This is a genomic window from Streptomyces sp. WAC05374 (assembly GCF_004353505.1).
Taxonomy (GTDB): Bacteria; Actinomycetota; Actinomycetes; order Streptomycetales; family Streptomycetaceae; genus Streptomyces.
The window spans coordinates 910,161-935,784 of the sequence record NZ_SMNQ01000001.1 but is presented as its reverse complement, the minus strand read 5'-3'; the positions used below and the strand labels follow the sequence as shown (position 1 = coordinate 935,784).

The window sequence follows — 25,624 nt, the reverse complement described above, 5'->3', positions numbered from 1 at the left end:
GAGAAAGGCCGTTCGCCTAGGATCCCGGCCGACGCGCACACCGGCCGCCCAAGGGGCACTCGGGGGACACATGTCCAAGGAACCGACCGTTCCCGTCGGTCTCGTGGAGGACCTGCCACTGGCGGTCAGCCGCAACCCGGGGACGACGCTCTTCTCCGTCATCTCCAGCACGTTCGGCGACGCCGCCCACGGAACACCCCCGGAATGGCGCCGGGCCGTCCGCGCCGCCGCGCCCGCCGGTGCCGCGGCCACCGTGCGGGCGCTGCTCACCGCGAGCCACCCCTGGGCGCCGGACTCCCTCGCCCTGACCTCGGCCGTCGGCGCCGGGGCGGCCACGCCGGTCGCCGAGGAACTAGACCGCCTCGACCCGGACGCACTGCTGGGGGACCTGGGGGAGCGGTACGGCGAGCACCTTCCCGCCGCGTGGCGCCGGGTGGCGGACCGCCCCGGGGAGTTCCTCACCGCCTACCGCACCCTGGCCCGGTCCGTCTGGGACGCCTTCGCTCCGCTGTGGCACCAGGCGGACGCGCTGCTCGGCCGCGAAGTGGAACGCGTCGGGGCCGCAGCCGTCACCGGCACCCTCGGCACGGTCGTCAACGACCTCGGTGCCCCCGTCCGGTACGCCGACGGCCGGGTCCACCTGCCGCACACGTGCCCGCGGCACGCGGCCGGGACCGGGCGGCGCCGGCTGGTGCTCGTCCCGCTGGCGTCCGGGTTCGGTGCCTGCACGTACAGCGCCGAGGACCCCGGGCTGATCTGGATCGGCTACCCGCTGCCGGGACTGGGCCGGCTCGGGCACCGGACCGGGGAACGGCACCCGCCGCCCGCACAGGACCGCCTCGACCTGGTGCTCGGCCCGGTCCGCGCCGCGCTCCTGCGCCAGGCGCACCGCCGGCCGTCCGTGTCGGAGGCCGCGCGGCACGCCCACATCACCGTCAGCACCGCCACGTACCACTGCGACCTGCTCACCCGGTCGGGGCTGCTGCGGCGGCTGCGCCACGGCCGGGAGACCCGCCTGTGCCTCACGGACGACGGCGCGGCCCTGCTCGACCTGCTGGCATGAGCGTGAGCGTCAGGGGCGCGTCGCGGCCTCCAGGTGCAGCAGCACCGAGTGGTACGGGCGGCCCGTCGCGTGGTGCATGCCGATCTCGCACATGCGGTTGGCCGAGAGGTACGCGTCGAAGGTCCGCGCCGTCACCTCCGCCGCCTCCCGGGCCGTCGCCGCCTCCGTCAGCTCCGGGTGCAGCAGCCCCCGGTCGCCCGCGAAGGCACAGCACCCGGCGTCGTCCGGCACGACGACCTCCTCCGCGCACGCCGCCGCGAGCTCCGTGAGCCGGTCCTCGTCGCCCAGGTGCCGCATCGCGCACGTGGGGTGGACGACCGCCGACGCGGCCCTCCGCCGTACCGTCAGGTGCGGCAGCAGGTCGCCGGCGGCCCACACCACCGCGTCGACCACCGTCAGCTCCGCGTGCAGCTCGCGCTGGTGGGCGCTCAGGTACGGCACCACCTCCCGCCCCAGGCCCAGCGCGCAGGACGAGGCGTCCACGACGAGCGGCAGCCTGCCGCCCGCCGTCCAGCCCCACGCGGCCTCCACCACCCGGCCGGCCATGACGCGGGCGCCCTCCTCGTACCCCTTGGAGTGCCAGATCGTGGCGCAGCACGTGCCCGCCACGTCGTCCGGGATCCACACCGGCTTCCCCGCCCGCGCCGACAGGGCGACCACCGCCTCGGGCAGGGACGGCCCGTCGTGGCCGGCCGGCTCCCCGAAGATCCGGTTCACACAGGCCGGGAAGTACACGGCGGCCGCGCCCGCCCGCTCCGTGGCGGGCAATCCGGCGGCCGCGCCGGGGAGTTCCGGCAGCCACCCGGGCACCAGCTCCGTCCGTACCGCCGTGCGCAGCAGCCCGGTGACGGCCGCCGGGAGCCGGTCGCCCAGCCGCCGCCCGGTGGCCACCGCGAGCCGCGCCGAGGACTCCACCGCCGCGAACCGCCGCGCGGCCCGTGCCGCCATCCGCTCCTCGCGCGGCGAGTGCCGGGCGTGCCGCAGCCGCTTCATCAGCGCCCCGGTGTCGATGCCGACGGGGCAGGCCAGCGCGCACGTCGAGTCGCCCGCGCAGGTGTCCACCGCCGCGTACCCGTACGCCGCGAGCAGGCCGTGCTCTACGGGGGAGCCGGGGGTCTGCCGCATCATCTCCCGGCGCAGCACGATCCGCTGGCGGGGTGACGTCGTCAGGTCCGTGCTGGGGCAGGTCGGTTCGCAGAAGCCGCACTCGATGCAGGCGTCGGTGAGCGGCTCCACCCTGGGCACCGTCTTCAGGCCGCGCAGGTGCGCCCGCGGGTCCCGGTCCAGGACGACCCCGGGGGCGAGCACGCCCTCCGGGTCGAGGGCCCGCTTCGTCCGCCACATCAGCTCCGTGGCCGCGGGGCCCCACTCCAGCTCCAGGAACGGCGCGATGTTCCGGCCGGTGGCGTGCTCGGCCTTGAGGGAGCCGTCGAACCGTTCGACGGTCAGCTTGCAGAAGTCGTCCATGAACGCGGCGTACCGGTCCACGTCGTCCGGGTCGGCCGGGTCGAAGGCGAGCAGGAAGTGCAGGTTGCCGTGGGCCGCGTGACCGGCGACGGCGGCGTCGAAGCCGTGCTCCGCCTGGAGCCCGAGCAGCGCCTCGCACGCCTCGGCCAGCCGCGACGGGGGCACCGCGAAGTCCTCGGTGATCAGCGTCGTACCGGACGGGCGGCCGCCGCCCACGGCGGCGACGAACGCCTTGCGCGCCTTCCAGTACCCGCCGATGGTGCGGGCGTCCCGCGTGAACCCGTTGGTCACCGACGGCACGGGCGCCACCGTCCCGACCTCCTCAAGGACGCGCGCCGCCGCCCGCTCGTACTCCTCCAGCGCCGCCGTGTCGGGCGCCCGGAACTCCACCAGCAGCGCCGTGGCCGGCCCGGGCAGGTCGGCCCAGTCGGCCGGCACCCCGTCCACCCGCACGGAGGACCGCAGCGTGTTGCCGTCCATCAGCTCCACCGCGACCGCTCCGGCCTCGGTGAAGCGCGGCACGGCGGCCGCGGCGGCCGGCAGCGACGGGAAGAACAGCAGCGCCGCCGCGACCTCGCGGTCCAGCGGCAGGGTGTCGAACACCACCTCGGAGAGGAAGCCGAGGGTGCCCTGCGAGCCGACCATCAGCCCGCGCAGGATCTCGACGGGGGTGGCGCCGTCCAGGTAGGCGTCGAGGCGGTAGCCGTTGGTGTTCTTCAGCTCGTACTTGGCGCGGATGCGGGCCGTCAGCTCCGGGTCCGCCTCGATCTCCGCCTTGATGGCGAGCAGTCGCGCGCACAGCTCCGGCTCGGCGCGCGCCAGGGCGTCGTCGGCGTCCGGGTCACCCGTGTCGACGACCGTCCCGGACGGCAGCACCACGGTGAGGGAGGCGACCGTGCGGTAGGAGTTGCGCGCCGTGCCGGCCGTCATCCCCGACGCGTTGTTGGCGACGACCCCGCCGATCGTGGCCGCCACGGCGCTCGCCGGGTCGGGGCCCAGCACCCGGCCGTACCGGGCGAGGGCGGCGTTGGCCCGGGCGACGGTGGTGCCCGGCCGGAGCCGGACGCGGGCGCCGCCGTCCAGCACTTCGACGCCCGCCCAGTGCCTGCGCACGTCGACCAGGATGTCCTCGCCCTGAGCCTGGCCGTTGAGGCTCGTCCCGGCCGCCCGGAACACCACCTCGCGGCCCTTCTCGTGCGCGTACGCCAGGAGCGCCGAGACGTCGCCGGCGTCCTGCGCGACCACCACGATCCGGGGCACGAAGCGGTAGGGGCTGGCGTCGGAGGCGTACCGGACGAGGTCGGAGACCTGCCAGAGCACCTTGTCGGGCCCGAGCAGGGCGGTCAGCTCCTGGCGCAGCCGTCCGGGTGAACCCTCCGCCACCAGGTCGGGGACCCGGTCGTGGGACGGGCCGTGGTGCGTACCGGGGCGGAGGGCGTCGGGTTTCGGCTCCAGCAGCGGCATGTCACGGTCCCCTCGGCGGGCGGCACGGGCGTCAGCAGCGCCGCTCCGGCACTCCGTCGACCAGAGCGGACAGCAGGCCGCCGAGCACCTCGCGCTGGTCGGCGGTCAATGGAGCAAGGATGTCCTCTGCCGCGGCCCGGCGCGCGCTGCGGAGCTGCCGCAGCGTGTCACGGCCGGTGTCGGTCAGCTCGATCCGCACGACCCGGCGGTTGGCCGGATCGGGGACGCGGCGCACCCGGCCGCTCGCCTCCAGGCCGTCCACGAGGCTGGTGACGGCGCGGGGCACCACCTCCAGACGGGCGGCGAGGTCGGCCATGCGGGGCGCGTGGTCGTAGTGCGCGACCGTACGGAGCAGCCGGGACTGGGCGGGGGTGATCGCTATGTCGGCGGACTCGAGCTGCCGCTTCTGGCTGCGGTGGAGGCGCCGGGTGAGCCGGAGCAACTGCTCCGCCAGCAGGCCGTCGGCGTCGGGGGAGTTCATGGCCGGATGGTATCAGGACCATGTTCATTGTGAGGTTAGGTAACAATGAGCTAAGCTCTCGAACGCCACCGCACCCGACTCTCCGAAGGAGCTCATGCGCATTCACGCGGAGTCCACCTGGACGCCCCCGCCGCCCGGTCCGGACCAGCCCCCGGCCCAGATCCGGCGCATCCTGCGGCTCTTCCGTCCCTACCGCGCCCGGCTGGCCGTGGTCGGTCTGCTCGTCGCCGCCTCGTCCCTGGTGTCCGTCGCCTCGCCCTTCCTGCTCCGCGAGATCCTCGACACCGCGATCCCGCAGCAGCGCACGGGCCTGCTGACGCTCCTCGCCCTCGGCATGATCCTCACCGCCGTGGTGACCAGTGTCTTCGGCGTGCTGCAGACGCTGATCTCCACGACGGTCGGCCAGCGCGTCATGCACGACCTGCGCACCGCCGTCTACGGCCGGCTCCAGCGCATGCCGCTCGCCTTCTTCACCCGCACGCGCACGGGCGAGGTGCAGTCCCGCATCGCCAACGACATCGGCGGCATGCAGGCCACCGTGACCTCCACCGCCACCTCCCTCGTATCGAACCTGACCGCCGTCGTGGCCTCCGTCGTCGCCATGCTGGCGCTGGACTGGCGGCTGACGGCCGTCTCGCTGCTCCTGCTGCCGCTGTTCGTGTGGATCAGCCGCCGGGTCGGCCGGGAGCGCAAGAAGATCACCACGCAGCGGCAGAAGCAGATGGCCGCCATGGCGGCCACCGTCACCGAGTCGCTCTCGGTCAGCGGCATCCTGCTGGGCCGGACGATGGGCCGCGCGGACTCCCTCACCCGGTCCTTCGCCGCCGAGTCGGAGCGCCTGGTCGGTCTCGAGGTGCGCTCCTCGATGGCCGGCCGCTGGCGGATGTCGACGATCGGGATCGTCATGGCCGCCATGCCGGCGCTCATCTACTGGGCGGCCGGGCTCGCGCTCCAGAGCGGCGGGTCCTCCCTCTCGATCGGCACCCTCGTCGCCTTCGTCTCGCTCCAGCAGGGCCTGTTCCGGCCCGCCGTGAGCCTGCTGTCGACCGGGGTGGAGATCCAGACCTCCCTCGCCCTCTTCCAGCGGATCTTCGAGTACCTCGACCTCCCGGTGGACATCACCGAGCCCGACGACCCGGTCCGGCTGGACACCGTCCGCGGTGAGGTCCGCTTCGAGGACGTCGGCTTCCGGTACGACGCCAAGAGCGGCGAGACGCTCAGCGGGATCGACCTCACCGTGCCGGCGGGCGGCAGCCTGGCCGTCGTCGGGCCCACCGGCTCCGGCAAGTCCACGCTCAGCTACCTGGTGCCGCGGCTGTACGACGTCACCCGCGGCCGCGTCACGCTCGACGGCGTCGACGTGCGGGACCTGGACTTCGACAGCCTCGCCCGGGGGGTGGGCGTGGTCTCCCAGGAGACGTACCTCTTTCATGCCTCGGTCGCCGACAACCTCCGCTTCGCCCGCCCGGAGGCGACGGACGAGGAGATCGAGGCGGCCGCCAGGGCGGCCCAGATCCACGACCACATCGCCTCGCTCCCCGACGGGTACGACACCCTGGTCGGCGAGCGCGGCTACCGCTTCTCCGGCGGGGAGAAGCAGCGCCTCGCCATCGCCCGGACCATCCTGCGCGACCCGCCCGTGCTCATCCTGGACGAGGCGACCAGCGCCCTGGACACGCGCACGGAGCACGCGGTGCAGCAGGCGATCGACGCCCTCTCCGCCGGCCGTACCACCATCACCATCGCCCACCGGCTCTCCACCATCAGGGAGGCGGACGAGATCGTCGTGCTCGACGGCGGCCGTATCGCCGAGCGCGGCACCCATGAGGAACTGATGGAGCGCGACGGCCGCTATGCCGCCCTGGTGCGCGGGGACGCCGAGCTGGAACCGGCCGCCTCCTGACGCGACGGCGCCGCCGCTCCCCTGGGACGGGGGAGCGACGGCGCCGGGGGAAGCAGGCGTCAGACGAGCCAGCCGACGAAGTGGAAGACGCCGGCGAGCAGGTCGGTGATGACGTTCATGTGGTGCGTTCTCCTTGTGCGTCACGTGCGTTGTGGGACATGCGCAACCGAGGTCTGCAGCCCGTCGCCTGCGCACCACCAGCATCAGGCGCCGCAGGGGGGCGGGGCGGGAGAACGCCCGGCGATCATGCGTTCGGGCGAACAACCGCGCCTGTGTTCGTGTGTTCGCCCGCGGCGTCCCGGGCGCTGTCGAATGTCGCAATTGCCGGGTTCCATGGCCGTCGCGGGTTAGCGTGCCCGCATGGTGAACGAGTCCCCGCAGGGGTCCCCGCAGGGCACGCCCGGGCGCAGGCCCCGTATGACCCGCCGCGGCCGGCTGGCCCTGGGCGCGGGCCTGGTCGTCGTCGTGGCAGCGGCGGTGCTGGTGCCGCTGCTGCTGCTCAAGGAGCCCCCGGCGCCGCCGCCCCCGGAGAAACCGGTCATGCTGCTCATCCCCGAGGGCTGGCGGGCCAGTCAGGTGTACGAGGCGGTCGACAAGGCGGTCAAGGCGCCACCCGGCACCGCCCGGCGCATCGCGGAGTCGGGCACGCTGAAACTGCCGGACGACGCGCTGGGCAACCCCGAGGGGTTCCTGTTCCCGGCCACGTACCCCGTCTACCGGAAGACGACCGCGCGCGGCCTGCTCGACTACATGGTCAGGACGGCGGGCGAGCGGTTCGGCCCGGACCGCGCCGTCACGGCCGCCGGGCGCGGAGGTGTGAGCCTCTACCAGGCGGTGACCATCGCCAGCGTCGTCCAGGCCGAGGCGGACACCCCGGAGGACATGGGCAAGGTCGCCCGGGTCGTCCACAACCGGCTCGCCCAGGGCATGGCGCTCCAGATGGACTCGACGCTCAACTACGGCCTCGGCCGCTCCACGCTCGACACGTCCCACGCCGACACCCGGATGGACAACCCGTACAACACCTACAACCGCCAGGGCCTGCCGCCCACGCCCATCGGCAACCCCGGCGAGCAGGCCATGCGCGCCGCCCGCACCCCGCCGCCCGGCGACTGGCTCTACTTCGTCACCGTGCGGCCCGGCGACACCCGGTTCACCGCCGATTACGCCGAACACCAGCGCAACGTCCAGGAGTTCAACGAGCAGCGCGCGGCGGCGCCGAACTGAGGCCCCCGGGCCGTCTCCCGGGCGGTCAGCGCAGGAGCCACTTCCTGGTGAGCTCCAGCACCTCCGCGCGGCTGCGGCCGCCGTGGTCGGCGGCGACGAAGTGGTTGCCGATGCGCAGCGAGAAGGTGATCAGGCAGCGGACCTCCACGTCGTCCGCGTCCGCGCAGAAGGAGCCGAACAGGGACCGCATGTACTCCATGCGCCGGTTGTCGACCCGCTTGAGGCGCTCCGCCACCGTCTCGTCGCGGCGGGCCCAGTCGCGGATGGCGAGTTCGGCGGTGGTGCTCGTCATCCGGCTGTCGCCCGATCCGGCGATGGTGAACAGCCGCCCCAGCCTGGTCCTGGCGTCCCCGCCGTCGCGCTCGACCCGCTCGATCACGTTCTCGGTGACCTCGCGCTCCCAGGTGTCCAGGATCTCGGCCAGCAGTGCGTCGCGGTTGCGGAAGTACCCGTAGAAGCCGCCCTTGCTGACGCCGAGCGCCTGGGCCAGCGCCTCGATCCGGACGGCTTCCGGGCCGCCGGCGGACAGGGCCCGCAGCCCCTCCTCGATCCACTTGCCCCGGGGCGTGCGGGCGATCGCCATGGTGTGTCTCCGCTCACGTCTTCCTGATCTATACGGGGGCGTATAGATATGGCTAGTCTTATCTGTACGGCATCGTATAGAAGGGGCCAGCGCATGAGACTCCCCAGCACCGCCCACACCTCCCGCCCCTGGCGGATCCACGAGATCGCCCCCGACTTCCACCTGGAGGACGTCTGGGCGCTCCCGACCCCGGGCGGCCCCGACGACCTCCCGCACCTGGTGCGCCAGATCACGGAAGGGACGGGCGACGGGATAACCGTCTCCTCGCCCGTGTACCGCGCGCTCTTCGCCATCCGCTGGAAGCTCGGGGCGCTGCTCAACTGGGACGCGTCCGGCGCCGGCCTCGACGCCCGGGTCCCCACGCTGCGCGACCGCTTCCCGGCGGACCTCCTCGCGGCGCCCCGGGGGGACGATCCGTGTTCGGTCCCCTTCCGCTCGCTCTACCAGCTCCCCGACGAGTGGGCGGCCGAGATGGCCAACCGCACGGTGCACGCGGTGATGCACATCGGCTGGGTCCCGGACGGGGCCGGTGGCCACCGGGGCCAGATGGCGGTCCTGGTGAAGGCGAACGGCGTCTTCGGGCGCCTCTACATGGCGTGCATCAAGCCCTTCCGCTACGTCGGGGTGTACCCGGCGCTGTTCCGGGCCATGGGGCGCGCATGGCAGGCGAACGCCCACCAGAAGGCCGCGGGATAGGAGGCCCACGCGCCGACGGGGCCCGCCACGGGGGTGCGGGCCCCGCCGCGCGGAACGGACCGGTACGGCGACCAACGGGTGGGCGGCGGGTCCGGGCTGGTCACCGCAACCGGGGCCGCCGGTCCCATCCGGTCGGACCGCCACCCGGGCCGGACCAGGTCGGACCGCCACCCGCCGCCCGCCCCTCACCCGGTCAGACCGCCACGGGCTCCGCCGGCTCCCGCTCCTCACGCGCCAGGAGCCGGCGGATGTCGCGGACGGCGGCGCGGCCCGCGCGGTTGGCGCCGATGGTCGAGGCCGAGGGCCCGTACCCGACGAGGTGCACGCGCTCGTCGCGGACCGCCCGCGTCCCGTCCAGCCGGATGCCGCCGCCCGGTTCGCGCAGCCGGAGCGGGGCCAGGTGGTCGATGGCCGCGCGGAAGCCGGTCGCCCACAGGATGACGTCCGCCTCCACGGTCCGGCCGTCCTTCCAGGCCACCCCCGTCGGGGTGATCCGGTCGAACATCGGCAGTCGGTCCAGGATGCCGCGCTCCCGCGCCCGCCGGGTCGCGTCGTTCAGTGGCAGTCCCGTCACGCTCACCACGCTCCGGGGCGCCAGCCCGCGCCGTACCCGGTCCTCGACCAGGGCGACCGCCGCCCGGCCCTGCGCCTCCCCGAACGGGCCCTCGCGCCAGACCGGCTCGCGCCGGGTCACCCAGGTCGTCCCGGCGGCCACCTCGGCGATCTCCATCAAGTGCTGCGTCCCCGACGCTCCGCCGCCCACCACGATCACCCGCTGCCCGGCGAGCCCGGCCGGCCCGGGATAGTTCGCGGTGTGGAGCTGGCGCCCCCGGAACGTCTCCTGGCCCGGGTAGCGCGGCCAGAACGGCCGGTCCCAGGTGCCGGTCGCGTTGATCAGGGCGCGTGTCACGTACGTCCCCTCCGAGGACTCCACGAGCAGGCGCCCGTCCCCGCCCTCGCGTACGGCGGTGACGCCGGCCGGCCGGTGCACCCGGAGCCCGAACCTCTCCTCGTACCGCGCGAAGTACTCGCCGATCACCTCCGACGAGGGGCGGCCGTCGTCGGCGCCGGTCAGCTCCATGCCGGGCAGCGCGTGCATCCCGTGCACCTTGCCGTACGTCAGGGACGGCCAGCGGAACTGCCAGGCGCCGCCCGGACGCGGGGCGTGGTCCAGGACGACGAAGTCGCGGTCCGGCTCCAGCCCGGCACGCCGGAGGTGGTACGCGGCGGAGAGCCCCGCCTGGCCCGCACCGATGACGACCACGTCCACGAGATGGTTCATGTTTCTACTAACCAGGGCCGCCCCGTGGATCTTCCCGTGTCCGGGTCTCAGATGACGTGGGCCTCCGGCCGGACCCGGTCCGGCGCCCCGCCCCCGAACCGGTCGGCGGTCAGCGGCCCCACGTCGAGGAACGGCGCACGGCCCAGGTACAGGTCGCGCACCACCTCGCCCACGGCCGGCGCCTGGAGGAAGCCGTGCCCGGAGAAGCCCGTCGCGTACAGGAACCGGCCGACGCCCGGGGCCTCGCCGATCAGCGCGTTGCGGTCGGGCGTCGTCTCGTACAGCCCCGCCCACCCGCCGGTCACCGGCACGTCCACGAGTGCGGGCACGCGCCGGGCGGCCGCCTCGCGGAACGGCTCCAGCCACTCCTCGCCGAACTCCCGCCCGAACCCCGGCTCCTGGCGCGGATCGGACAGGCCCAGGACCAGGCCGCCGGCGCCGTCCCCGTGGAAGTACAGCGTCGAGCCGTAGTCCAGCGTGAACGGCACCCGGGGCGGGGCCGGGTCCAGGCGTCCGGTCAGGGCGATCTGCCGCCGCAGCGGGGTGACGGGCAGGTCGACCCCCACCATCGCGCCGACGCCCCGCGACCAGGCCCCGGCGGCACAGACCACCGCCCCGGTGCGGACCGTCCCGGCCGATGTGCGCACCGCGCGCACCGCACCGCCGGACGTCTCGATCCCGGTGACCTCGCACCGGGTGGCCACCGTCGCCCCGAGCGCGGTGGCGCCCCGCAGGTAACCGGTGACGGCCGCACGGGGAAGCGCGTACCCGTCGGCGGGGGAGTGCGCGGCGGCCACGATCGACGACGGCTCGACGTACGGGCACAGGGCGTGCGCCTCCCGGGGGCTCAGCAGCCGGCTCGGCACGCCGTACGCGTGCTGCACCTCCATGCCCCGCCGGAAGACCTCCACCTCCGCCTCGTCCCCGAGCAGGAACAGGTACCCCACCCTCTCCAGCCCGATGTCCGCCCCGGGCCGCTCCCCGAACGCCCGCCACGCCTCCAGGCTGCGCTGCCCAAGCCGTACGTTGACCGGGTCGGAGAACTGCGCCCGCACCCCGCCGATCGGCTTGCCCGAAGACCCCGACGCGGGCGTGTCCCGCTCCACCACCAGCACGCGCCCCACCCCCGCCTCGGCCAGATGGAAGGCGACGCTCGCCCCGATCACCCCCGCACCGATGACCACGACATCGACAGCACCGGGTAACGGCGGTTCGCCTGAACCACCGGGCGACGCAACGTTGATCGTCATGCCCCCATCGTGACCGCCGGCCCCCCTCCCGTCCATGGCGCCCCACCTGACACGCCGTCTCCCGCGACGCGCACCCGCCCGATGCCACCATGGGGGCATGAGCGACGCATTCACCACCCGTACGCTGCGGATCACCACCGGCAACCGCGAGACGGTCCACGACCTGACCGGCGCCTGCGCCTCCTTCCTGCGGGAGGTGGCGGCGGGCCGGGACGGCCTGCTGAACGTCTTCACCCCGCACGCCACCACCGGCGTGGCCATCCTGGAGACCGGCGCGGGCAGCGACGACGACCTCCTGGCGGCCCTGCACACCCTGCTCCCCGCCGACGACCGCTGGCAGCACCGCCACGGCAGCCCCGGCCACGGCCGCGACCACGTCCTGCCCGCCCTGGTCCCCCCGCACGCCACGATCCCGGTCGTCGGCGGCGAAATGGCCCTCGGCACCTGGCAGTCGGTGTGCGTGGTCGACACCAACAAGGACAACCCGGACCGTCAGGTGCGGTTGAGCTTTCTCGGATAGTCCGGAAGCGGGCGCGACAGCGGGAGCTCCTCCCCGTCGTACGGAGTGCGGGGCCCGGCGTCCCGCCCGCCCGCGGGCCGCGTCCCGTCCTTCCGGCCTCGCGCCCCGCGCACCGGCCACCACATGCCCCGGCCCAGCAGTGCCGCGGCCGCCGGGACGAGGAGGAGCGACAGGACGAAGGAGGACAGCAGGATGCCCAAAGCCGTGGCGAAGCCCATCTGGCGGGTGGAGGCGTCCGCGTTCACCGCGAGGCTGCCGAAGGAGGCCGCGAGGACCACACCGGCCGTGGCGATGGCCGGTGCCGTGTGCCGCACCGCGCGGGCCACGGCGGCACGGGCCGCGCCTCCGTGGGCCATCTCCTCACGCAGGCGGTCACTGATGAGGATGTTGTAGTCGGTGCCCAGTGCCACGACGAACAGGAACAGCACCAACGGCAGGACGAAGTTCACCCCCGGCTCCCCGCCGATGTGCTGGAAGACCAGGGCGGAGGCGCCGAACGTCGCCGCGAAGCACAGCCCGACCGAGAGCATCAGCACCACCGGGGCCGCCAGGCTGCGCAGCAGCACCACCAGGATCAGCGCGATCAGTGCCGCGGCGACCGGGAACACCGTCCGCAGGTCCCGGTCGACCGCGGTCGCCACATCGGCGAACACGGCCGCGGTGCCGCCCACGTGTGCGGTGGTACCGGGCGGCGTCGCCTCCCGTACGGCCTGCCGCACCGGTCCCGCCACGAGGTCCCGGGCACGCTGGGACTGGGAGTCCACCGTCAGATAGGCGTCCAGCCGGGCGGCGTCGCGGTCGGTGTCGAGCACGGGCGCGGCCACCTCGCCCACTCCGGCCACCCCCGACAGGGCCCGGCGCAGGACGTCCAGCCCGGCGGGGTCCAGGGTCCGGCCGTCGCCGGCGGTGACGTACACCGTCGTCGGGTCGGACACCCCCGCCGGCAGGGCGCCGGCGATCTCCCGCGCCGTCGCGGCGGCCGCCGTGTCGTGCGGGGTGCCGCCGGTTCCGAAGTCCATGCGGACGCCCGCCGCGCCGGCCGCGAGCGCACCGAGGAGGGCGACCGACGCCACGAGCACCAGCAGCGGACGGCGCGCCACCAGCTCGCCGGTACGGGCGGCCGGACCGGTCCGCCCGGTCTTCGAGAGGATCCGCGAGGGCCAGAACATCCTCCGGCCGGTCACCGCCAGCAACGCCGGCATCAGGGTCAGGCTCGCCACCAGCATCACCAGTACCGACACCGCCACCGAGGGGCCGAGCACCCGGAACTGCCCGAACGTGGCCACGCCGAGCGTCGCGAAGGCCGCCACGATCGTCAGCGCCGCCGAGGTCACCGCGGTGCCCACCCGCCCGGCCACGTCCGCGGCCACCACGCGGTGGTGTTCCTCCGGGCGCCGCCGCAGCTCCTCGCGGAAGCGGAACAGCAGGAAGAGGAAGTAGTCGACACCGATGCCGATCAGCACGGTGCTGATCATGCCCGGGGTGCCCGGGTCGAGCTCGAAACCGGTCAGGAGGGCCGCCCCCACGACCGTGCCGACGGCGGTACCCCCCACCACGGACACCGCGAACAACGGGATGAACGCGGCCATGACGCTGCGGAACACCAACACGTTGACCAGGACGATCAGCCCGACCACCAGCAGACCGGCCACGATCTGCGTGGTCTCCTCCGCGTCGGCGCGGTCCACCACGTCCGCCAGGCCCCCGGTGAACCCCGTACGCAGCCCCTCCGCGCCGAACTCCTGCTCGGCGCGGTCGTGGAAGACCCGGTACACGGACTGCGTGCCGGGGTCGGTGGAGTTGCCCCGCAGCCGTGCGCCGAGCAGCGCGAACGACCCGTCGGGAGCGGTCGTCACCAGTGCCACGCGGGGGACCTGGGAGTAGTCCTCGGAGATCCCCCGTATCTGCTCCTCCGTCCACGGCATCTCCAGGCGCGTCGCGCTCAGTTCACGCGCCACGGCCTCCACGCGCTTCCTGTCCGCGTCCTCCAGCGGCCTGCCGTCGCGCCGTGCCACCAGAACCGTCACCGTGTCGGCGTCGGGCTCCGCGCCGAACTCCTCCCGGGCGACCCGCAGCGCCGCGGCCGCGTCGTACTCCGGAGGCAGGAAACCGGCGCTGTCGGTGTGCGTCACGCGGAAGACGAGCGCCTGGCCCATGAGCGTCACGAAGATGCCGAGCACCGCCCACACGACGATGACCCGCCATGGTCTGCGGGTCGAGAAACCGGTCAGGGCACGGATCACGGGAGTCCTCCGGGAAGGGTACGGGCGCGAGGGGACCGCGGGGACCGTGGACGTTCGGCGCGGGGCCCCGTGCCGGGTCGTTCCGGCACGTGTCCAGCACATCAGCGGCGCCCGGCCCGCACCTCGGAGCCGGGGACGAGAAACCCGCTGGGAGCACGGGCCCGCACCGTCCGGCCGCTGGGAGCCTGCTCCCAGCCACGACTCCCTCCCGGTTCCGGCGCCACGGCCCCGGCGCACCGGCACCATGGGACACTCGGGGGACGAACCGCAGGTCATCGGGCCGCTGCGGCGGTCCCGGGGAACGCATGGATGTGCAGGGGGCGGGGATGGGACGGCGCGCGGACGAAACGCGCCCAAGTCGGGCGCGGGGCTGGGCGAGCGCGTCCGGCGCCGGGCTTCCGGACGACACGTCCGGGACGATCCCCGGTGAGGCCGGGGGAGGGAGCCGGCGCGGAGGGCCGGGGCTGTGGAGCCGCCCCGACGGGCTCGTCGCCGTCGGCGCCGCGGCCGTCGACCTGGTGGGCTTCACCGTCACCAGCCAGATGGACCGGGGCCACGTGCCGGTGGCCGGGTGCCTGGTCGTGGTCGCCACCTCGCTGTTCCTGCTGGCACGCCGCCGCGTGCCCCTGTGCGTCCTCGCGTGCGTCCTCGCGGGGAACCTGTCACTCACCTGGTTCAGCTCCGTGGGCCAGCACTACGGGGCGGCCACCGTCGTCGCCCTCTTCACCGCCGTACGTCACCACAGCGCCGCGGTCGGCGCGGCGGCCGTCGCCGGCTGTGTCGCGGTGCTCCAGTTCGTCCGCCCGGGACTGCCCGCGCCCTCCCTGATGGAGTTCGTCCCCAACGTCGTGTCCGCGCTGTTCGTGGCCGGCGCCGCCGTCGCGGTCGGCCGCTGGCAGCGCAACGCCGAGGCCCAGCGGCGGCTGCTCGCCGAGCGAGCCGTCTTTGACGAACGGCGCCGCATCGCGCGGGAACTGCACGACATCGTCGCCCACCACCTGACCACGATGCAGTTGCTCGCCGGAGGCGCCCGGGCCAACCTCGACCGGTCCCCGGCGACGGCCCGCGAGGCGCTCGTCACCCTGGAGGGTTCCGGCCGCACCGCCCTGCGCGAGATGCGCCACCTCCTCGACGTGCTGCGGGCCGGCGACGAGAACGACGAGGGCGAGACGACCGCACCGCAACCCGGCATCGGCGACCTCGACCGCATCGTCGGGGACAGCCGCCGCGCCGGCCTCCCCACCACCCTCACCACGGACGGCGACCCGGGGTCGCTTCCGCCCGGTGTCGCGCTCACCGTCTTCCGCATCGTTCAGGAGGCCCTCACCAACGCCCGCAGGCACGCGGGCGACGGCGCGCACGTCGATGTGCGGCTCGCCTTCGCCGCCCACGAGGTGCGGGTCGCCGTCACCGATGACGGTCCGCGTCCCGGCCGCCCCGTCGCACGCGGCTCGGGCCACGGACTCATGGGGATGCGTGAACGCGTCGCCCTCCACGGCGGCACCCTGCGAGCCGGGCCCGAGGGCGGGGGGTTCGCCGTCCGGGCCCGGCTGCCCCTGCCCACCGACCGCCAGGAGGCGTACGCGTGAGCGCGACCGTGAAGGTCCTCATCGCCGACGACCAGCCGCTCGTCCGCCGCGGACTCGCCCTGATGCTCGCCCCCGAACCCGGCTTCCAGGTCGTCGCCGAGGCCGCGGACGGCGCCGAGGCGGTCCGCCTCGCCCACGAGCACCGGCCCCACGTGGTCGTCATGGACATCCGCATGCCGGTCCTGGACGGCATCGCGGCCACCGAGCGGCTCACCGCCGAACTGCCGGACTGCCGGGTTCTGGCGCTGAGCACCTTCGACATGGACGAACACGTCGTGGGCGCCTTGAGGGCCGGGGCGTGCGGCTTCCTGCCCAAGGACATCTCGCCCGAGGACCTCGTCGCCGCACTGCGTGTGGTCCGCGACGGTGAGGCGATCCTCGCTCCGAGACTCCTGACCCGGCTCATCTCCCAGCACGTCACGGCCCCGGACCGCCGGGCGGCGCCCCCGGTGCCCTCCGGTGCCGAGGGGCTCACGCCACGGGAACGGGAGGTGTGGCGGCTGATCGCCGGCGGCTCGGACAACGCGGAGATAGCCGACCGGCTCGGTCTGAGCGCCTCCACCGTGAAGAACCACATCACCGCCCTCTTCGCCAAGCTGCGCGTCCGCGACCGTGCCCAGGCGGTCATCGCCGCCTACGAGACGGGCCTGGTGACGGCACGACGGGAGAGGTGAGCCACCCGGGACGAGGACCGGCACGGACGCGTGGGCGAGCCGGGTCGCCCCCTCGGCGGCGCCGCGCGCTCGCGCCACCACCGCAAGCGGTGCGCGTCGGTGCCGCGTCACAGGGAGTCCCGCAGCCGGCGTACGCAGGAGAGGGCGTCCAGCAGGAAACGGTCGGCTTCCGGTGTTCCGGCCATGGGAGGCGGCCGGTGCTCGCGGCCCACGGCGAAGGCATGCCCGATGTCCTCCGCCTGGGGCACCCCGGATTCGACCGCCAGCCTCAGGACGCTCCGTGCCGAGGTGACGCGGATGCCCTCGCACAGGAACGTATAGCGCAGCGCGTCGAGGCAGAAGCGTGAGGCCAGCCAGGCGTCGCGGAGGGGATCCGTACGCGTACGGTCGGCCGCGGTCACCCGCGTCCAGAGGATGTTCTCCGCGGTCTGCGCCCAGAACCTCCCCTCGGCGGCCAGCGCCTCACGCGTCGGCCATGCCACGCCGGCCCGCTCCAGGGAGCCCACGACGGGGTGGCGTTCCGACAGGAGCCGGCAGGCGACGAGGGGAGTCCGGGACACCGCTTCGGCCCGGGTGACATTCACTCGCAGGGTGGCCAGGCCCCGGTTCATGGCGGTGGCGCGGGAGCGCCAGTACGCGTCGTACGGGTCACCGGCCACGACAACGGTCATGTCGATGTCGCTGAAGCGGCTCACCGAGGCGGCATCGAGCGCCGATCCCGTGAGGGCCGCCGCACGGACGTCCGGCTCCCCGGCGAGAACCCTCCGGGCCCAGGCCGCGATCTCCTCGGGTGCCGGCAGGGCAGGCCCCGCGTACGGTGCCCCCGGCTCGCCCGCGGACCGTGCCGTGGACGCCGACGGCCCGCCCCGGTGCGGAGCCCCGGCCACCTGCCGCGTACGCACGGTCAGCTCGGCCCCGAGCAGGCTTCTGACCGCGGCGGCGACCACCGTGCGCTGCACGGGGGACGCCGGCCGCTCGTCCCGGTGTTCCAGGACGACCACATCGCCCTCGCGGACGACACGGGTCACGCCGAGATCGAGCTGCCGGCAGAGCTTGGCGAGGTCGATCATCCGCAGGCCCCGACCGCTCGGACCGGTCACCACCACGCGCTCGGACCGGGCCGACAACAGCCGCAGGCGGGGGCCGGTCCGCCCGCAGCCACAGGGGCCGTCGACCCGGACGCCCGTGTCTCCGGGCAGGTAGCGAAGCAGCGGCATCGCACGGTTCGCGAGCGGGGTCACCGCGATGTCACCGGCTACGCCGGCCGGCAGCACCTGCCCCGCGTCGTCGACCACTTCCACGAACGCGCCGGCCTCGTCCACGTGGTACGTGTCCGTACCCTCGCAGGCGTGTCCCGCGATGCCGGCTTCGGCGAGGGTGTACAGGGCGGTGACGGGACAGCCGAACGTCTCGGTCACCCGTGCGCGGACGTCCGCTGTGACGTGCTCCCCGGAGAGAACGACCAGCCGGGGCGGCACCAGGCGGCCGGGCCACCGGCGCAGGCGTGCGCACAGCGCGGCCATCACGCTCGGCATGGCGGTGATCACCTGCCCGGACAGCTCCTCCACCACTGCGGGACCGAACTCCTCGTCGGGCAACTGCCACGCGCGGCTGAGGTTCCATTTCGACAGGCCGATGCCGGGCGGGTCGGGCGCGACCGACGTACGGGACACGGACGCCAGATGGAGTGTCAGGTGGACGACCGAGAACCCGGAGCGGCCGCCGGCACAGCTCTCCACATGCCGCAGCAGCGAGGCGAGTTCCGCGCGCTGTGCCGCTTCGTCGACGACGATCTCCAGGGGGGCGCCGGTCGTCCCCGTGGTGTGGACGGTGCGCCAGCGCCGAGGGTCCCCCACCGCCGACCACAGGCGGGGCCGCTCCCGTCTGACCTGGTCCCGGCGGAGCAGGGGGAGCCGACGGAGCGCGGCGACCGCGTCGTCGGGGGTGACGGGAGCCGGGAGGAAGCGCGGCTGGTAGTACGGGACGTGGCGGCGCGCGTGTTCCAGGAGTTCGGCGAGCGCCGTGGTCGTACGGTCCGTCATTGCGGGAACCAATCGACGGCTTCGTGATCGACGTCCGAGAGAAACACGGACAGTTCCTCGATGTCATGACCGCTGGACACCCAGAAGTGGGAGAACGCCGCCACGTCACCGTCCCCCTCGGCCCGCCCTTGCGCACGTGACGGACGCAGAGCCTGACGCCGGTACTCCATCATCCTGATCAGCTTGAGCAGCTCCGCCGTCGACCCTCCCTCGGCGGACCACCGGCCCAGCAGGTCGGTCTGCAGCCTTTCGGTGTCGACGGCCGCCTCGGACCCGCCCGTGCCCCGCGCGGGCAGCAGCAGATACGTGATGAGCAGTGCACCCGTGTCCTTGCTCAGGCGGGAGGGGGCCGCCTCCAGAAACGCCCTGCGCAGGTAGCGCGGAACTCCGGCTCTGCGCAAGGCCGATGCCACCACCCGCGCCGGAGCGTGGCGTCGTGCGCCTCTCACCCACCACCTCATGCATCCGCCCGTCCTGCCCGGGGGCCCGCTCCCGGCCCCAGGTTCTCCAGGCGCCAGACGAGACGGTCCACCGCCGCCCGTACGGCCGGATCGTTCGCCCGGGCCAGCGCCGCCTGCCGCGCCACTTCGAGGGCCCGCGCGGACAAGCCCTGGCTCTCGTGGACCAGCGCGAGCGCGTGCAACGCCCTCGGCAGTTCGCCGAGTACCGACAGCGCCCGCATCTCCCGCACCACCCGTTCCAGACGTACCGCTGCCGCCTCGTTGTTCCCCTGACGGAAGTCGCATATCGCCAGGCTCGTCTCCGCGTCGGTACGGTGCCGAGGGTCGGCCTCCTCGCCTCCGGCCGCCAGAGCGGCACGATAGGCGGCCGCGGCCTTCCTGTACTTCCCCCGCCGCAGGTGGACGTTCCCCTCCAGCTTGTGCGCGATCAGCAGGCCGCCCGCGTCGCCGTCGCGCGTGCGCAGCTCCACGCATCCCTTCAGCTCCCGCAGCGTGGACGTGTCGTCCCCTTGCAGATAGGCGAGGAAGGCGCGCAGTCCTGCCAGGTCGCCGCGCAGGGACGTCGAGTCCAGGGCGCCCGCGAGGGTCTCCGCCTCACGTACCAGGTCCCAAGCGGCGCGCGTGTCGCCGAGCTGGCCCATCTTGCGCGAGACGCGGACACGCAGACGCACCCGCGGTGTCACGTCGCGCAGATGGTCGGCGGCGCTGATCAGCGCCCGGGCGAGCAGGACGTACTCCTTCCAGAAGCCGCCGGAATTCAGCCGGTCGAGGAAGCCCGGGGGGATCATCTCCTGCAGTGCGCGCCACTGCCCGGCGGTGACGAGCATGAGCGCCGTGCGCGGCAGCACACGGGCCAGGGGCGCGAGGGCGGTGTCGTCCGCCTCACGCACGGCCTCACCGAGCCGTGCCGCGACGTCACACAGCGCGGCTCGCCCGGCGGACGGGTCCGCGACGTCGAGCGCTTCCGCGACAAGCCGCGGCACCTCGATGCCTCCGGCCGCGTGACTGACCAGACAGCGCCCGGCAAGGTCGTGCAGGGCGGCGGTGAACCCCGGTGGGAGGGTCACTCCGGCCTCGAGCAGATCCGCGAGCGGCACCCGGTCGAGGGCGACGGCATGGGCCAGGGCGCCCCGGTGTGCGGCGGGCAGTCGGGCCACCACCGTGGCCACCAGGGCACGCGCGGAGAGCACGTCGACCGGCAGCCGGGAGTCGGTGAGCAAGGGCGCCGGAACGAACCGGGTGTGCGCCAGAAAGGTCCGCAGGGCGAGCGGATGGGAGAGGACGTCGTCCGGAAGCCGCGCGGTGACGTCCTCCGGTGCGACCGGCAGACCCATGCTCTTCGCCACGTGGGCGATGAACTCGTGGCTCTCCTTCGGCGACAGCGGGGGCACGGCCACGTGGACGGCCTCATGACCGGTGCCCAGGTGGCCGCGGGCCGTGGCCAGCACCACGGTGTCGGGCAGCGCCGCGAACGTCCGCAACACCGTGTCCGCGAACGGGCCGTCGATGAGGTCGTCCAGCAGCACCAGGAGCCGTTCGCCGGCCACGTGCCGCAGCAGGGCGGCGAGCGCGTCCGGCCACTCCTGCCGGTACAGGTCTTCCGCCGGGAGCCCCCTGCCGAAGGCCGTTTCCAGCCAGGTGTTGACCTCGTCGACGAGATAGCGCGGCTCCGCCGCGGCCGTCCCACCCATCGGCAGTGCGAGAACGGTCCGGTCCGAGCGGCACTCGTCCGCCACGTCGCACAGCACGGTGGTCTTGCCGACGCCCGGCAGCCCGTACAGCACGACGGGCGCCCCGCCGCCGGTGATGACGGCACCACGAGCCGCTTCCACGGCGGACACGCGGCGCCAGGTGCCCGCCGTGACGGTGAAGCGGGAACGGAAGTCCGTCGGAGCGGGCTTCGCCGGCGTGGAGGGCGCCGCCGGAGGCGGGGGACCCGGGGCCTGTCCCCGGATGCCCGCACAAAGGCGCTCGAAGACGCGTGCCTGCTCCAGGCCCTGACGGAAGTCGCAGTAGGTGAACCGCCCCAGGAAGGGCGCGGATCTCCAGGTCGTGTCGGCGGAGCCGGGCAGCAGCACGGGGAGGACGCGCATGGTGCGGCCCCTGACCCGTGCCTCGATCGCGGCGTGCACCTCCTCGTTCTGCCACGGGCCGACTCCCTGCGGTCCGCACATGACAAGACAGCACGGGCTGCTGTCCAGGGCCTCGATCAGGGCCTCCTGCCATGTCTCGCCCGGCACGAGACACCATTCGTCCAGGAACACCTCGAAGCCCTGCTCATGGAGCCTCTGGGCCAGTCGCCGCACGCTGTCCAGATCGGCGGAGTTGTAGCTGATGAAGGCGTCGTACGTCGGCGTGGGCCGCCGGGCTTCGTTCCGCACCGATGCTGGGTCCCCTCGATGGCTGTGCCCGGCGGTCCGTTATGAACCGCCGGGCAGCGAGTCGCGCCGACCTCCCGGGCCACGTCAGCGACGGATCGAGGCATCGGCACCCCTCAGCCTAGCCGGTGGACCGGAGGTCAACGCCCCTGTGCCGCACCCCCGTTCGGCCTGACCGGCGGGCCCGGACGGCTACGTGACGACGTCCCGGGGCGGCTTGCCGGAGAGGTGGCCGGCGACGTTCTCGACGGCCGCCAGGGCTATGCGGACCACCGTCTCGCGGGTGACGCCGGCCGCGTGCGGTGACAGGACGACGTTCGGGGCCTTGAGCAACCGCAGGGAGGCGGGAGGCGGTTCGGGGTCGAAGACGTCCAGGGCCGCTCCGGCCAGGGCGCCGGAGTCCAGGGCGTCCGCGAGGGCGTCCTGGTCGACGAGCGCGCCCCGGGCGGTGTTGATGACGAACGCGGTCGGTTTGAGCAGGGCCAGGCGGCGGGCGTCGAGGAGATGGCGGGTGGCGCCGGTGAGCGGGGCGTGGAGCGTGACGTAGTCGGCGGTGCGGAGCAGCTCGTCGAGCTCCAGGTGCCGGGCACCGCCGAGCAGGGCCTCCGTGTCGGGGGAGACGCGGCGCCGTCCGGCGTAGACGACGTGCATGCCGAACACCACGGCGCGGCGGGCGACTTCCCGGCCGATCGCGCCCAGGCCGACGATGCCGAGCGTCTTGCCGGACAGCTCGGTGAGCGACGGCCGCAGCCTCGGCAGCGCCCAGTCCCCGCCGGCCAGCGCGGTGTGGGCGGGCACCACCTGCTTGGCGAGGGCCAGCATCAGCGCGAACGTGTGCTCGGCGACGTTCTGCCCCTCCGCGCCGCTGGAGCCGATGGTGCACACCGGAACGCCCCGTTCGCGGGCCGCGGCCACGTCGACGTAGTCGTAGCCGTGACTGGCGCACTGCACCAGCTCCAGGTCCGGCGCGGCGGCGAGGTGCCCGGCGGTGACCGGCCCGAGCGCCGTGATGACGACGTGCGCCCCGCGCAGCGCCGCCGGATCCTCGCCGGTGGTCTCGACGACGGTGACGCGGGCCAGGCCGGAAAAGGCCCCGGCGAGCGCCTGACCGGCGGTACGGCCGCCCATGTGGGACGGGACGACGGCAAGCACGTTCTTCGGGTCGCTCACGCGGACTCCTCGATGAGGTCGTCGGGGCCCGGCGTGGCGGGCGTGGAGTGCCCGGCCAGGGCCAGGGTCAGGTCCAGTTCGGCGAGCAGGCAGCGGATGACGTGCTCGACGCCCGCCTGCCCGTCGAGGCCGAGCCCGTACGCGTACGGGCGCCCCACCAGCACCGCGCGGGCGCCCAGCGCGAGCGCCTTGACGATGTCGTCGCCCGTGCGGATGCCGCTGTCGAACAGCACGGTCAGCCGGTCGCCGACCGCCCCGGCCACCCGGGGCAGCGCGTCGGCGGCGGCGACCGAACCGGCCACCTGGCGGCCGCCGTGGTTGGACACCACCACGCCGTCCATCCCCGCGTCGGCGGCCAGCCGGGCGTCATCGGGGTGCAGGACGCCCTTGAGCACGATCGGGCCGTCCCAGTTCTCCCGCAGGAACGCCAGGTCGGGCCACGTCTTGGCCGGGTCGGCGAACATGCCCACGAAGTGCATCACGGCCGCGTTCGGGTCCTCGTGCACCGGCTTGGCCAGACCGGCACGGAAGGCGGGGTCCGTGAAGTAGTTGGCGGTACCCACCCCGTGCAGGAACGGCAGGTACGCCTGGTCCAGGTCGCGCGGCCGCCACGCCAGCAGCGGCGTGTCGAGCGTGACGAGCAGCGCGGTGAACCCCGCGGCCCTGGCCCGGTCCAGGAACGACCGGGTGACCTCCCGGTCCTTGGCCCAGTAGAGCTGGAACCACCGCTCCGCGTCGCCCATCGCCGCGGCGACCTCCTCCATCGGCGTGCTGGAGGCGGACGACAGCACGAAGGGCACCCCGTGCGCGGCGGCGGCACGCGCGGCGGCCGGCTCCGCGTCCGGGTGCATGATCGACAGCACTCCCACGGGCGCCAGCGCGAGCGGCGCCGGCAGCTCCCGCCCCAGGACGCGGACCGACAGGTCACGCTCGTGCACGTCGCGCAGCATCCGGGGCACGATCCGCCGCCGCGCCAGGGCCTCCCGGTTGGCGGCCGCCGTGCTGCCGCTGCCGGCGCTGCCCGCCACGTAGCCGACCGGGCCCGGGCCGAGGCGCCGCTCGGCGAGCTCCTCGAGGCGCGTCAGGTCCGTCGGCAGCCGTGGGACGGCGCCGGTCATGCCGTTCAGGTAGATCTCGTACTGGAAGTCCGCCCAGTGCTTCGCCATCCGCGGCTCCACCTCTCGCCCGGGAACACGTGTCCACGGGATCGTGACGACCGCACCCCCGCCGCGTCCACCGTCATGACGTCCGGCGTCCACCGCCACAACGTCGCAGTCGCGGCCACCGCCTTGTGCACCACGGCACAGGACCGGCCACGCCACCGCCCCTAGCCTCGCCGGAACAGCACGAACGAGGGGTGGTACCGGTGAACTGGCTGATCCACGACTACCGCGAGAGCGATCTCGCGGCCGTCGTCCACTTGATCGACACCACGGCCGAGCTGGGACAGGAGTCCGTGTTCTCACTCGCCGAGTGCATCGGCGCGCTGACGTCCCGCCAGCCGGCGGTCGTCGCCGTCCACCAGGGCGTCCCCATCGGGGCGGCGCTCGCCTGCGTGGCGGGGGAGCGGGCCTGGGTGATGCGCATCGCCATCTCGCCGGCCTGGCGCGGCCGGGGTCTGGCCAGCGCGCTGCTGGTGGAGCTGGAGAGGCGCCTCGTCGCCGCCCGCGTGGGGCGCATCGCCTACGTCCTGCCCGAGGAGGAACTCGTCGGCGAGGGCCTGCTCAACGCCGGCTACACACGCCAGCCGGCCGTGGCGTACTTCGAGAAGGTGGAGCCGCTGCACGGGCCCGCCGCCAACCTGCTGGAGGACCTCGGCGGCAGCTTCCTCCCCGGCGACCTGTGGGCCAAGGTCGCCGGTATGGAGGCCGAGAAGGACCTGATCGAGCGGCGTGTCGTCCTGCCGCTCGCCCAGCCCGAACGGGCCGCCCGGCACGGCGTGCGGCCGCCCCGCGCCATCACCCTGTTCGGGCCGCCCGGCACCGGCAAGACCACCTTCGCCCGGGGCATCGCCTCCCGGCTCGGCTGGCCCTTCGTGGAACTCCTGCCGTCCCGGCTGGCCGACGAGGGCAACCTGGCCGCCGCGCTGCGCAGCGCGTTCGCCCGTATCTCCGAACTGGAGCGGGTGCTCGTCTTCATCGACGAGGTGGAGGAGATCGCCCCCGTACGCACCGAACCCGCGCAGCCGGGCGGGATGCACGGGGTCACCAACGAACTCCTCAAGCTGATCCCCCGGTTCCGGGAGGGGGACGAGCGTCTGCTGGTGTGCGCGACCAACTCCATCCGGTCGCTCGACCCGGCGTTCCTGCGCCCCGGCCGGTTCGACTACCTCATCCCGATCGGTACGCCGGACAAGGCGGCGCGCGCCGCGATCTGGTCCCGGTACACCGACGGCCGGCCGGACGTGGAGGTGTCCGTCCTGGTGGCCGCCAGCGACCTGTTCACCCCGGCCGACATCGAGCACGCCGCCCGGATCGCCGCCCAGACGGCGTTCGAGCGCGACCTGGGCGGACTGGCCGAGCGGGGCGAGCCGGCGCGGACGCCCGGCGCGAGCACCGAGGACTACCTGGAGGCCATCGCGCAGTGCCGGCCCACCGTGACCCCGGAGATGATCGACCAGTTCGGCGCGGACATCACCGCCCACGCCCGGTTCTGACGCCCGGGGACGGAGGCGGACCCTAGGCGACCCGGTGGTAGGCGGCGCCGTCCCGCGTACGGGTCAGCATGCCGCCGACGACCAGGTAGCGGCGGAGTGCGGAACAGTCGTCGTGCACCGTGCGCAGCGCCTCGTTCACCTCGGGCTCGGTGTAGGACCGGCCCGGCTCGAACAGCGTCTCGGCGAGGTGGACGAGCAACTGCTCGCGGCGGGCCGGCTTGCGCGGGATGGCGGTGAGGCGGCCGCGGGAGAAGAGGGCGGACACCTGGTGCGACGGACCGGCCGGTGTGCCGGTGGGCGTGTCGGCCGAGGTGTCGGTCCGTGCACCGGTGGGTGTGCCGGTCGGTGCGTCGGCTCGTGTGGGGGTTCGTGTGTCGGACATGGCGGGAAGCCTCCCGCGCCGCCCGGTCACCCGGCAACGCGTTTTTCCACCGGGAGGGCGCGCGTCGGGCCGGGCGGCCCCGCCCGGCGGCCC

The 25,624-nt window shown here is 74.1% G+C and carries 20 protein-coding genes; 8 read left to right on the top strand and 12 right to left on the bottom strand.

Going from position 1 to position 25,624, the window contains the following annotated elements:
- Positions 1-70: 70 nt before the first annotated feature.
- Positions 71-1,063 (top strand): hypothetical protein, encoded by a 993-nt coding sequence (locus E2B92_RS04165; protein WP_126887367.1) that lies wholly within the window; start codon positions 71-73, stop codon positions 1,061-1,063.
- Between the two features lie 9 nt (positions 1,064-1,072).
- On the opposite strand, the gene E2B92_RS04160 is transcribed toward E2B92_RS04165, so the two are convergent.
- Both E2B92_RS04160 and E2B92_RS04155 read right to left on the bottom strand, forming a co-directional pair.
- Positions 1,073-3,994: an FAD-binding and (Fe-S)-binding domain-containing protein gene (locus E2B92_RS04160; protein WP_126887368.1), complete on the bottom strand. Its 2,922-nt coding sequence runs from the start codon at positions 3,992-3,994 to the stop codon at positions 1,073-1,075.
- A gap of 31 nt (positions 3,995-4,025) precedes the next feature.
- Entirely contained in the window at positions 4,026-4,475 is a 450-nt protein-coding gene (locus E2B92_RS04155) for a MarR family winged helix-turn-helix transcriptional regulator (protein ID WP_126887369.1), read from the bottom strand.
- 94 nt (positions 4,476-4,569) lie between these two features.
- On the opposite strand from E2B92_RS04155, the gene E2B92_RS04150 reads away from it, so the two are divergent.
- Complete coding sequence (locus E2B92_RS04150; protein ID WP_126887370.1) at positions 4,570-6,378, top strand: ABC transporter ATP-binding protein; 1,809 nt, start codon at positions 4,570-4,572, stop codon at positions 6,376-6,378.
- A gap of 360 nt (positions 6,379-6,738) precedes the next feature.
- Positions 6,739-7,605, top strand: a complete 867-nt coding sequence (mltG, locus tag E2B92_RS04145) for an endolytic transglycosylase MltG (RefSeq protein WP_126887371.1) — start codon at positions 6,739-6,741, stop codon at positions 7,603-7,605.
- 25 nt (positions 7,606-7,630) lie between these two features.
- Here the strand turns inward: mltG and E2B92_RS04140 are convergent, their stop codons facing one another.
- Positions 7,631-8,188 carry a TetR/AcrR family transcriptional regulator gene (locus E2B92_RS04140; protein WP_126887372.1) on the bottom strand — a complete coding sequence of 186 codons (558 nt, stop codon included), beginning with the start codon at positions 8,186-8,188 and terminating at the stop codon, positions 7,631-7,633.
- Positions 8,189-8,281: 93 nt separating this feature from the next.
- Here E2B92_RS04140 and E2B92_RS04135 point away from each other — a divergent pair, with 93 nt between their 5' ends.
- Complete coding sequence (locus tag E2B92_RS04135; RefSeq protein WP_126887373.1) at positions 8,282-8,884, top strand: DUF2867 domain-containing protein; 603 nt, start codon at positions 8,282-8,284, stop codon at positions 8,882-8,884.
- Positions 8,885-9,077: 193 nt separating this feature from the next.
- Here E2B92_RS04135 and E2B92_RS04130 read toward each other — a convergent pair whose 3' ends face one another.
- Positions 9,078-10,166, bottom strand: coding sequence for an FAD-dependent oxidoreductase (locus tag E2B92_RS04130; protein WP_126887374.1), 1,089 nt, complete (start codon positions 10,164-10,166; stop codon positions 9,078-9,080).
- 47 nt (positions 10,167-10,213) lie between these two features.
- Positions 10,214-11,416, bottom strand: a complete 1,203-nt coding sequence (locus tag E2B92_RS04125; protein ID WP_133087389.1) for an NAD(P)/FAD-dependent oxidoreductase — start codon at positions 11,414-11,416, stop codon at positions 10,214-10,216.
- A gap of 97 nt (positions 11,417-11,513) precedes the next feature.
- Here E2B92_RS04125 and E2B92_RS04120 point away from each other — a divergent pair, with 97 nt between their 5' ends.
- Positions 11,514-11,936 carry a YjbQ family protein gene (locus E2B92_RS04120; protein WP_126883410.1) on the top strand — a complete coding sequence of 141 codons (423 nt, stop codon included), beginning with the start codon at positions 11,514-11,516 and terminating at the stop codon, positions 11,934-11,936.
- On the opposite strand, the gene E2B92_RS04115 is transcribed toward E2B92_RS04120, so the two are convergent.
- The gene (locus E2B92_RS04115) at positions 11,909-14,179 is read right to left on the bottom strand and encodes an MMPL family transporter (RefSeq protein WP_126883409.1); all 2,271 of its coding nucleotides are present in this window, start codon (positions 14,177-14,179) and stop codon (positions 11,909-11,911) included. The genes E2B92_RS04120 and E2B92_RS04115 overlap by 28 nt on opposite strands.
- Positions 14,180-14,505: 326 nt before the next feature.
- Between E2B92_RS04115 and E2B92_RS04110 the strand changes: the two genes are divergently transcribed.
- Positions 14,506-15,768, top strand: coding sequence for a sensor histidine kinase (locus E2B92_RS04110; protein ID WP_160159734.1), 1,263 nt, complete (start codon positions 14,506-14,508; stop codon positions 15,766-15,768).
- Positions 15,765-16,442 carry a response regulator gene (locus tag E2B92_RS04105; RefSeq protein ID WP_126883407.1) on the top strand — a complete coding sequence of 226 codons (678 nt, stop codon included), beginning with the start codon at positions 15,765-15,767 and terminating at the stop codon, positions 16,440-16,442. The genes E2B92_RS04110 and E2B92_RS04105 overlap by 4 nt, the downstream gene beginning before the upstream one ends.
- A gap of 107 nt (positions 16,443-16,549) precedes the next feature.
- On the opposite strand, the gene E2B92_RS04100 is transcribed toward E2B92_RS04105, so the two are convergent.
- The 5 genes from E2B92_RS04100 to E2B92_RS04080 form a co-directional block, all read right to left on the bottom strand.
- Positions 16,550-18,484 (bottom strand): phenylacetate--CoA ligase family protein, encoded by a 1,935-nt coding sequence (locus tag E2B92_RS04100; protein ID WP_126883406.1) that lies wholly within the window; start codon positions 18,482-18,484, stop codon positions 16,550-16,552.
- On the bottom strand, positions 18,481-18,900 hold the full coding sequence (locus tag E2B92_RS04095; protein ID WP_126883405.1) for a hypothetical protein: 420 nt from the start codon (positions 18,898-18,900) through the stop codon (positions 18,481-18,483). Before E2B92_RS04095 ends, E2B92_RS04100 begins: the two co-directional genes overlap by 4 nt.
- Before the next feature lie 41 nt (positions 18,901-18,941).
- Positions 18,942-21,326: a TIR domain-containing protein gene (locus E2B92_RS04090; protein ID WP_126883404.1), complete on the bottom strand. Its 2,385-nt coding sequence runs from the start codon at positions 21,324-21,326 to the stop codon at positions 18,942-18,944.
- A 189-nt stretch (positions 21,327-21,515) separates the two neighbouring features.
- On the bottom strand, positions 21,516-22,493 hold the full coding sequence (locus E2B92_RS04085) for a 2-hydroxyacid dehydrogenase (protein WP_126883403.1): 978 nt from the start codon (positions 22,491-22,493) through the stop codon (positions 21,516-21,518).
- Positions 22,490-23,659 carry a lactate 2-monooxygenase gene (locus E2B92_RS04080; RefSeq protein ID WP_126883402.1) on the bottom strand — a complete coding sequence of 390 codons (1,170 nt, stop codon included), beginning with the start codon at positions 23,657-23,659 and terminating at the stop codon, positions 22,490-22,492. The genes E2B92_RS04085 and E2B92_RS04080 overlap by 4 nt, the downstream gene beginning before the upstream one ends.
- A gap of 200 nt (positions 23,660-23,859) precedes the next feature.
- Between E2B92_RS04080 and E2B92_RS04075 the strand changes: the two genes are divergently transcribed.
- The gene (locus E2B92_RS04075; protein WP_126883401.1) at positions 23,860-25,149 is read left to right on the top strand and encodes an ATP-binding protein; all 1,290 of its coding nucleotides are present in this window, start codon (positions 23,860-23,862) and stop codon (positions 25,147-25,149) included.
- Positions 25,150-25,171: 22 nt separating this feature from the next.
- Here E2B92_RS04075 and E2B92_RS04070 read toward each other — a convergent pair whose 3' ends face one another.
- Entirely contained in the window at positions 25,172-25,414 is a 243-nt protein-coding gene (locus E2B92_RS04070) for a DUF2087 domain-containing protein (protein WP_235023698.1), read from the bottom strand.
- Positions 25,415-25,624 lie beyond the last annotated feature (210 nt).

Bases quoted from the DNA above. Each gene is read 5' to 3' on its own strand.
- E2B92_RS04135 (WP_126887373.1), top strand. From the start codon at position 8,282: ATGAGACTCCCCAGCACCGCCCACACCTCCCGCCCCTGGCGGATCCAC.
- E2B92_RS04160 (WP_126887368.1), bottom strand. From the start codon at position 3,994: ATGCCGCTGCTGGAGCCGAAACCCGACGCCCTCCGCCCCGGTACGCAC.
- E2B92_RS04150 (WP_126887370.1), top strand. From the start codon at position 4,570: ATGCGCATTCACGCGGAGTCCACCTGGACGCCCCCGCCGCCCGGTCCG.
- E2B92_RS04110 (WP_160159734.1), top strand. From the start codon at position 14,506: ATGGGACGGCGCGCGGACGAAACGCGCCCAAGTCGGGCGCGGGGCTGG.
- E2B92_RS04155 (WP_126887369.1), bottom strand. From the start codon at position 4,475: ATGAACTCCCCCGACGCCGACGGCCTGCTGGCGGAGCAGTTGCTCCGG.
- E2B92_RS04100 (WP_126883406.1), bottom strand. From the start codon at position 18,484: ATGACGGACCGTACGACCACGGCGCTCGCCGAACTCCTGGAACACGCG.
- mltG (WP_126887371.1), top strand. From the start codon at position 6,739: ATGGTGAACGAGTCCCCGCAGGGGTCCCCGCAGGGCACGCCCGGGCGC.
- E2B92_RS04125 (WP_133087389.1), bottom strand. From the start codon at position 11,416: ATGACGATCAACGTTGCGTCGCCCGGTGGTTCAGGCGAACCGCCGTTA.
- E2B92_RS04140 (WP_126887372.1), bottom strand. From the start codon at position 8,188: ATGGCGATCGCCCGCACGCCCCGGGGCAAGTGGATCGAGGAGGGGCTG.
- E2B92_RS04080 (WP_126883402.1), bottom strand. From the start codon at position 23,659: ATGGCGAAGCACTGGGCGGACTTCCAGTACGAGATCTACCTGAACGGC.
- E2B92_RS04120 (WP_126883410.1), top strand. From the start codon at position 11,514: ATGAGCGACGCATTCACCACCCGTACGCTGCGGATCACCACCGGCAAC.
- E2B92_RS04130 (WP_126887374.1), bottom strand. From the start codon at position 10,166: ATGAACCATCTCGTGGACGTGGTCGTCATCGGTGCGGGCCAGGCGGGG.
- E2B92_RS04165 (WP_126887367.1), top strand. From the start codon at position 71: ATGTCCAAGGAACCGACCGTTCCCGTCGGTCTCGTGGAGGACCTGCCA.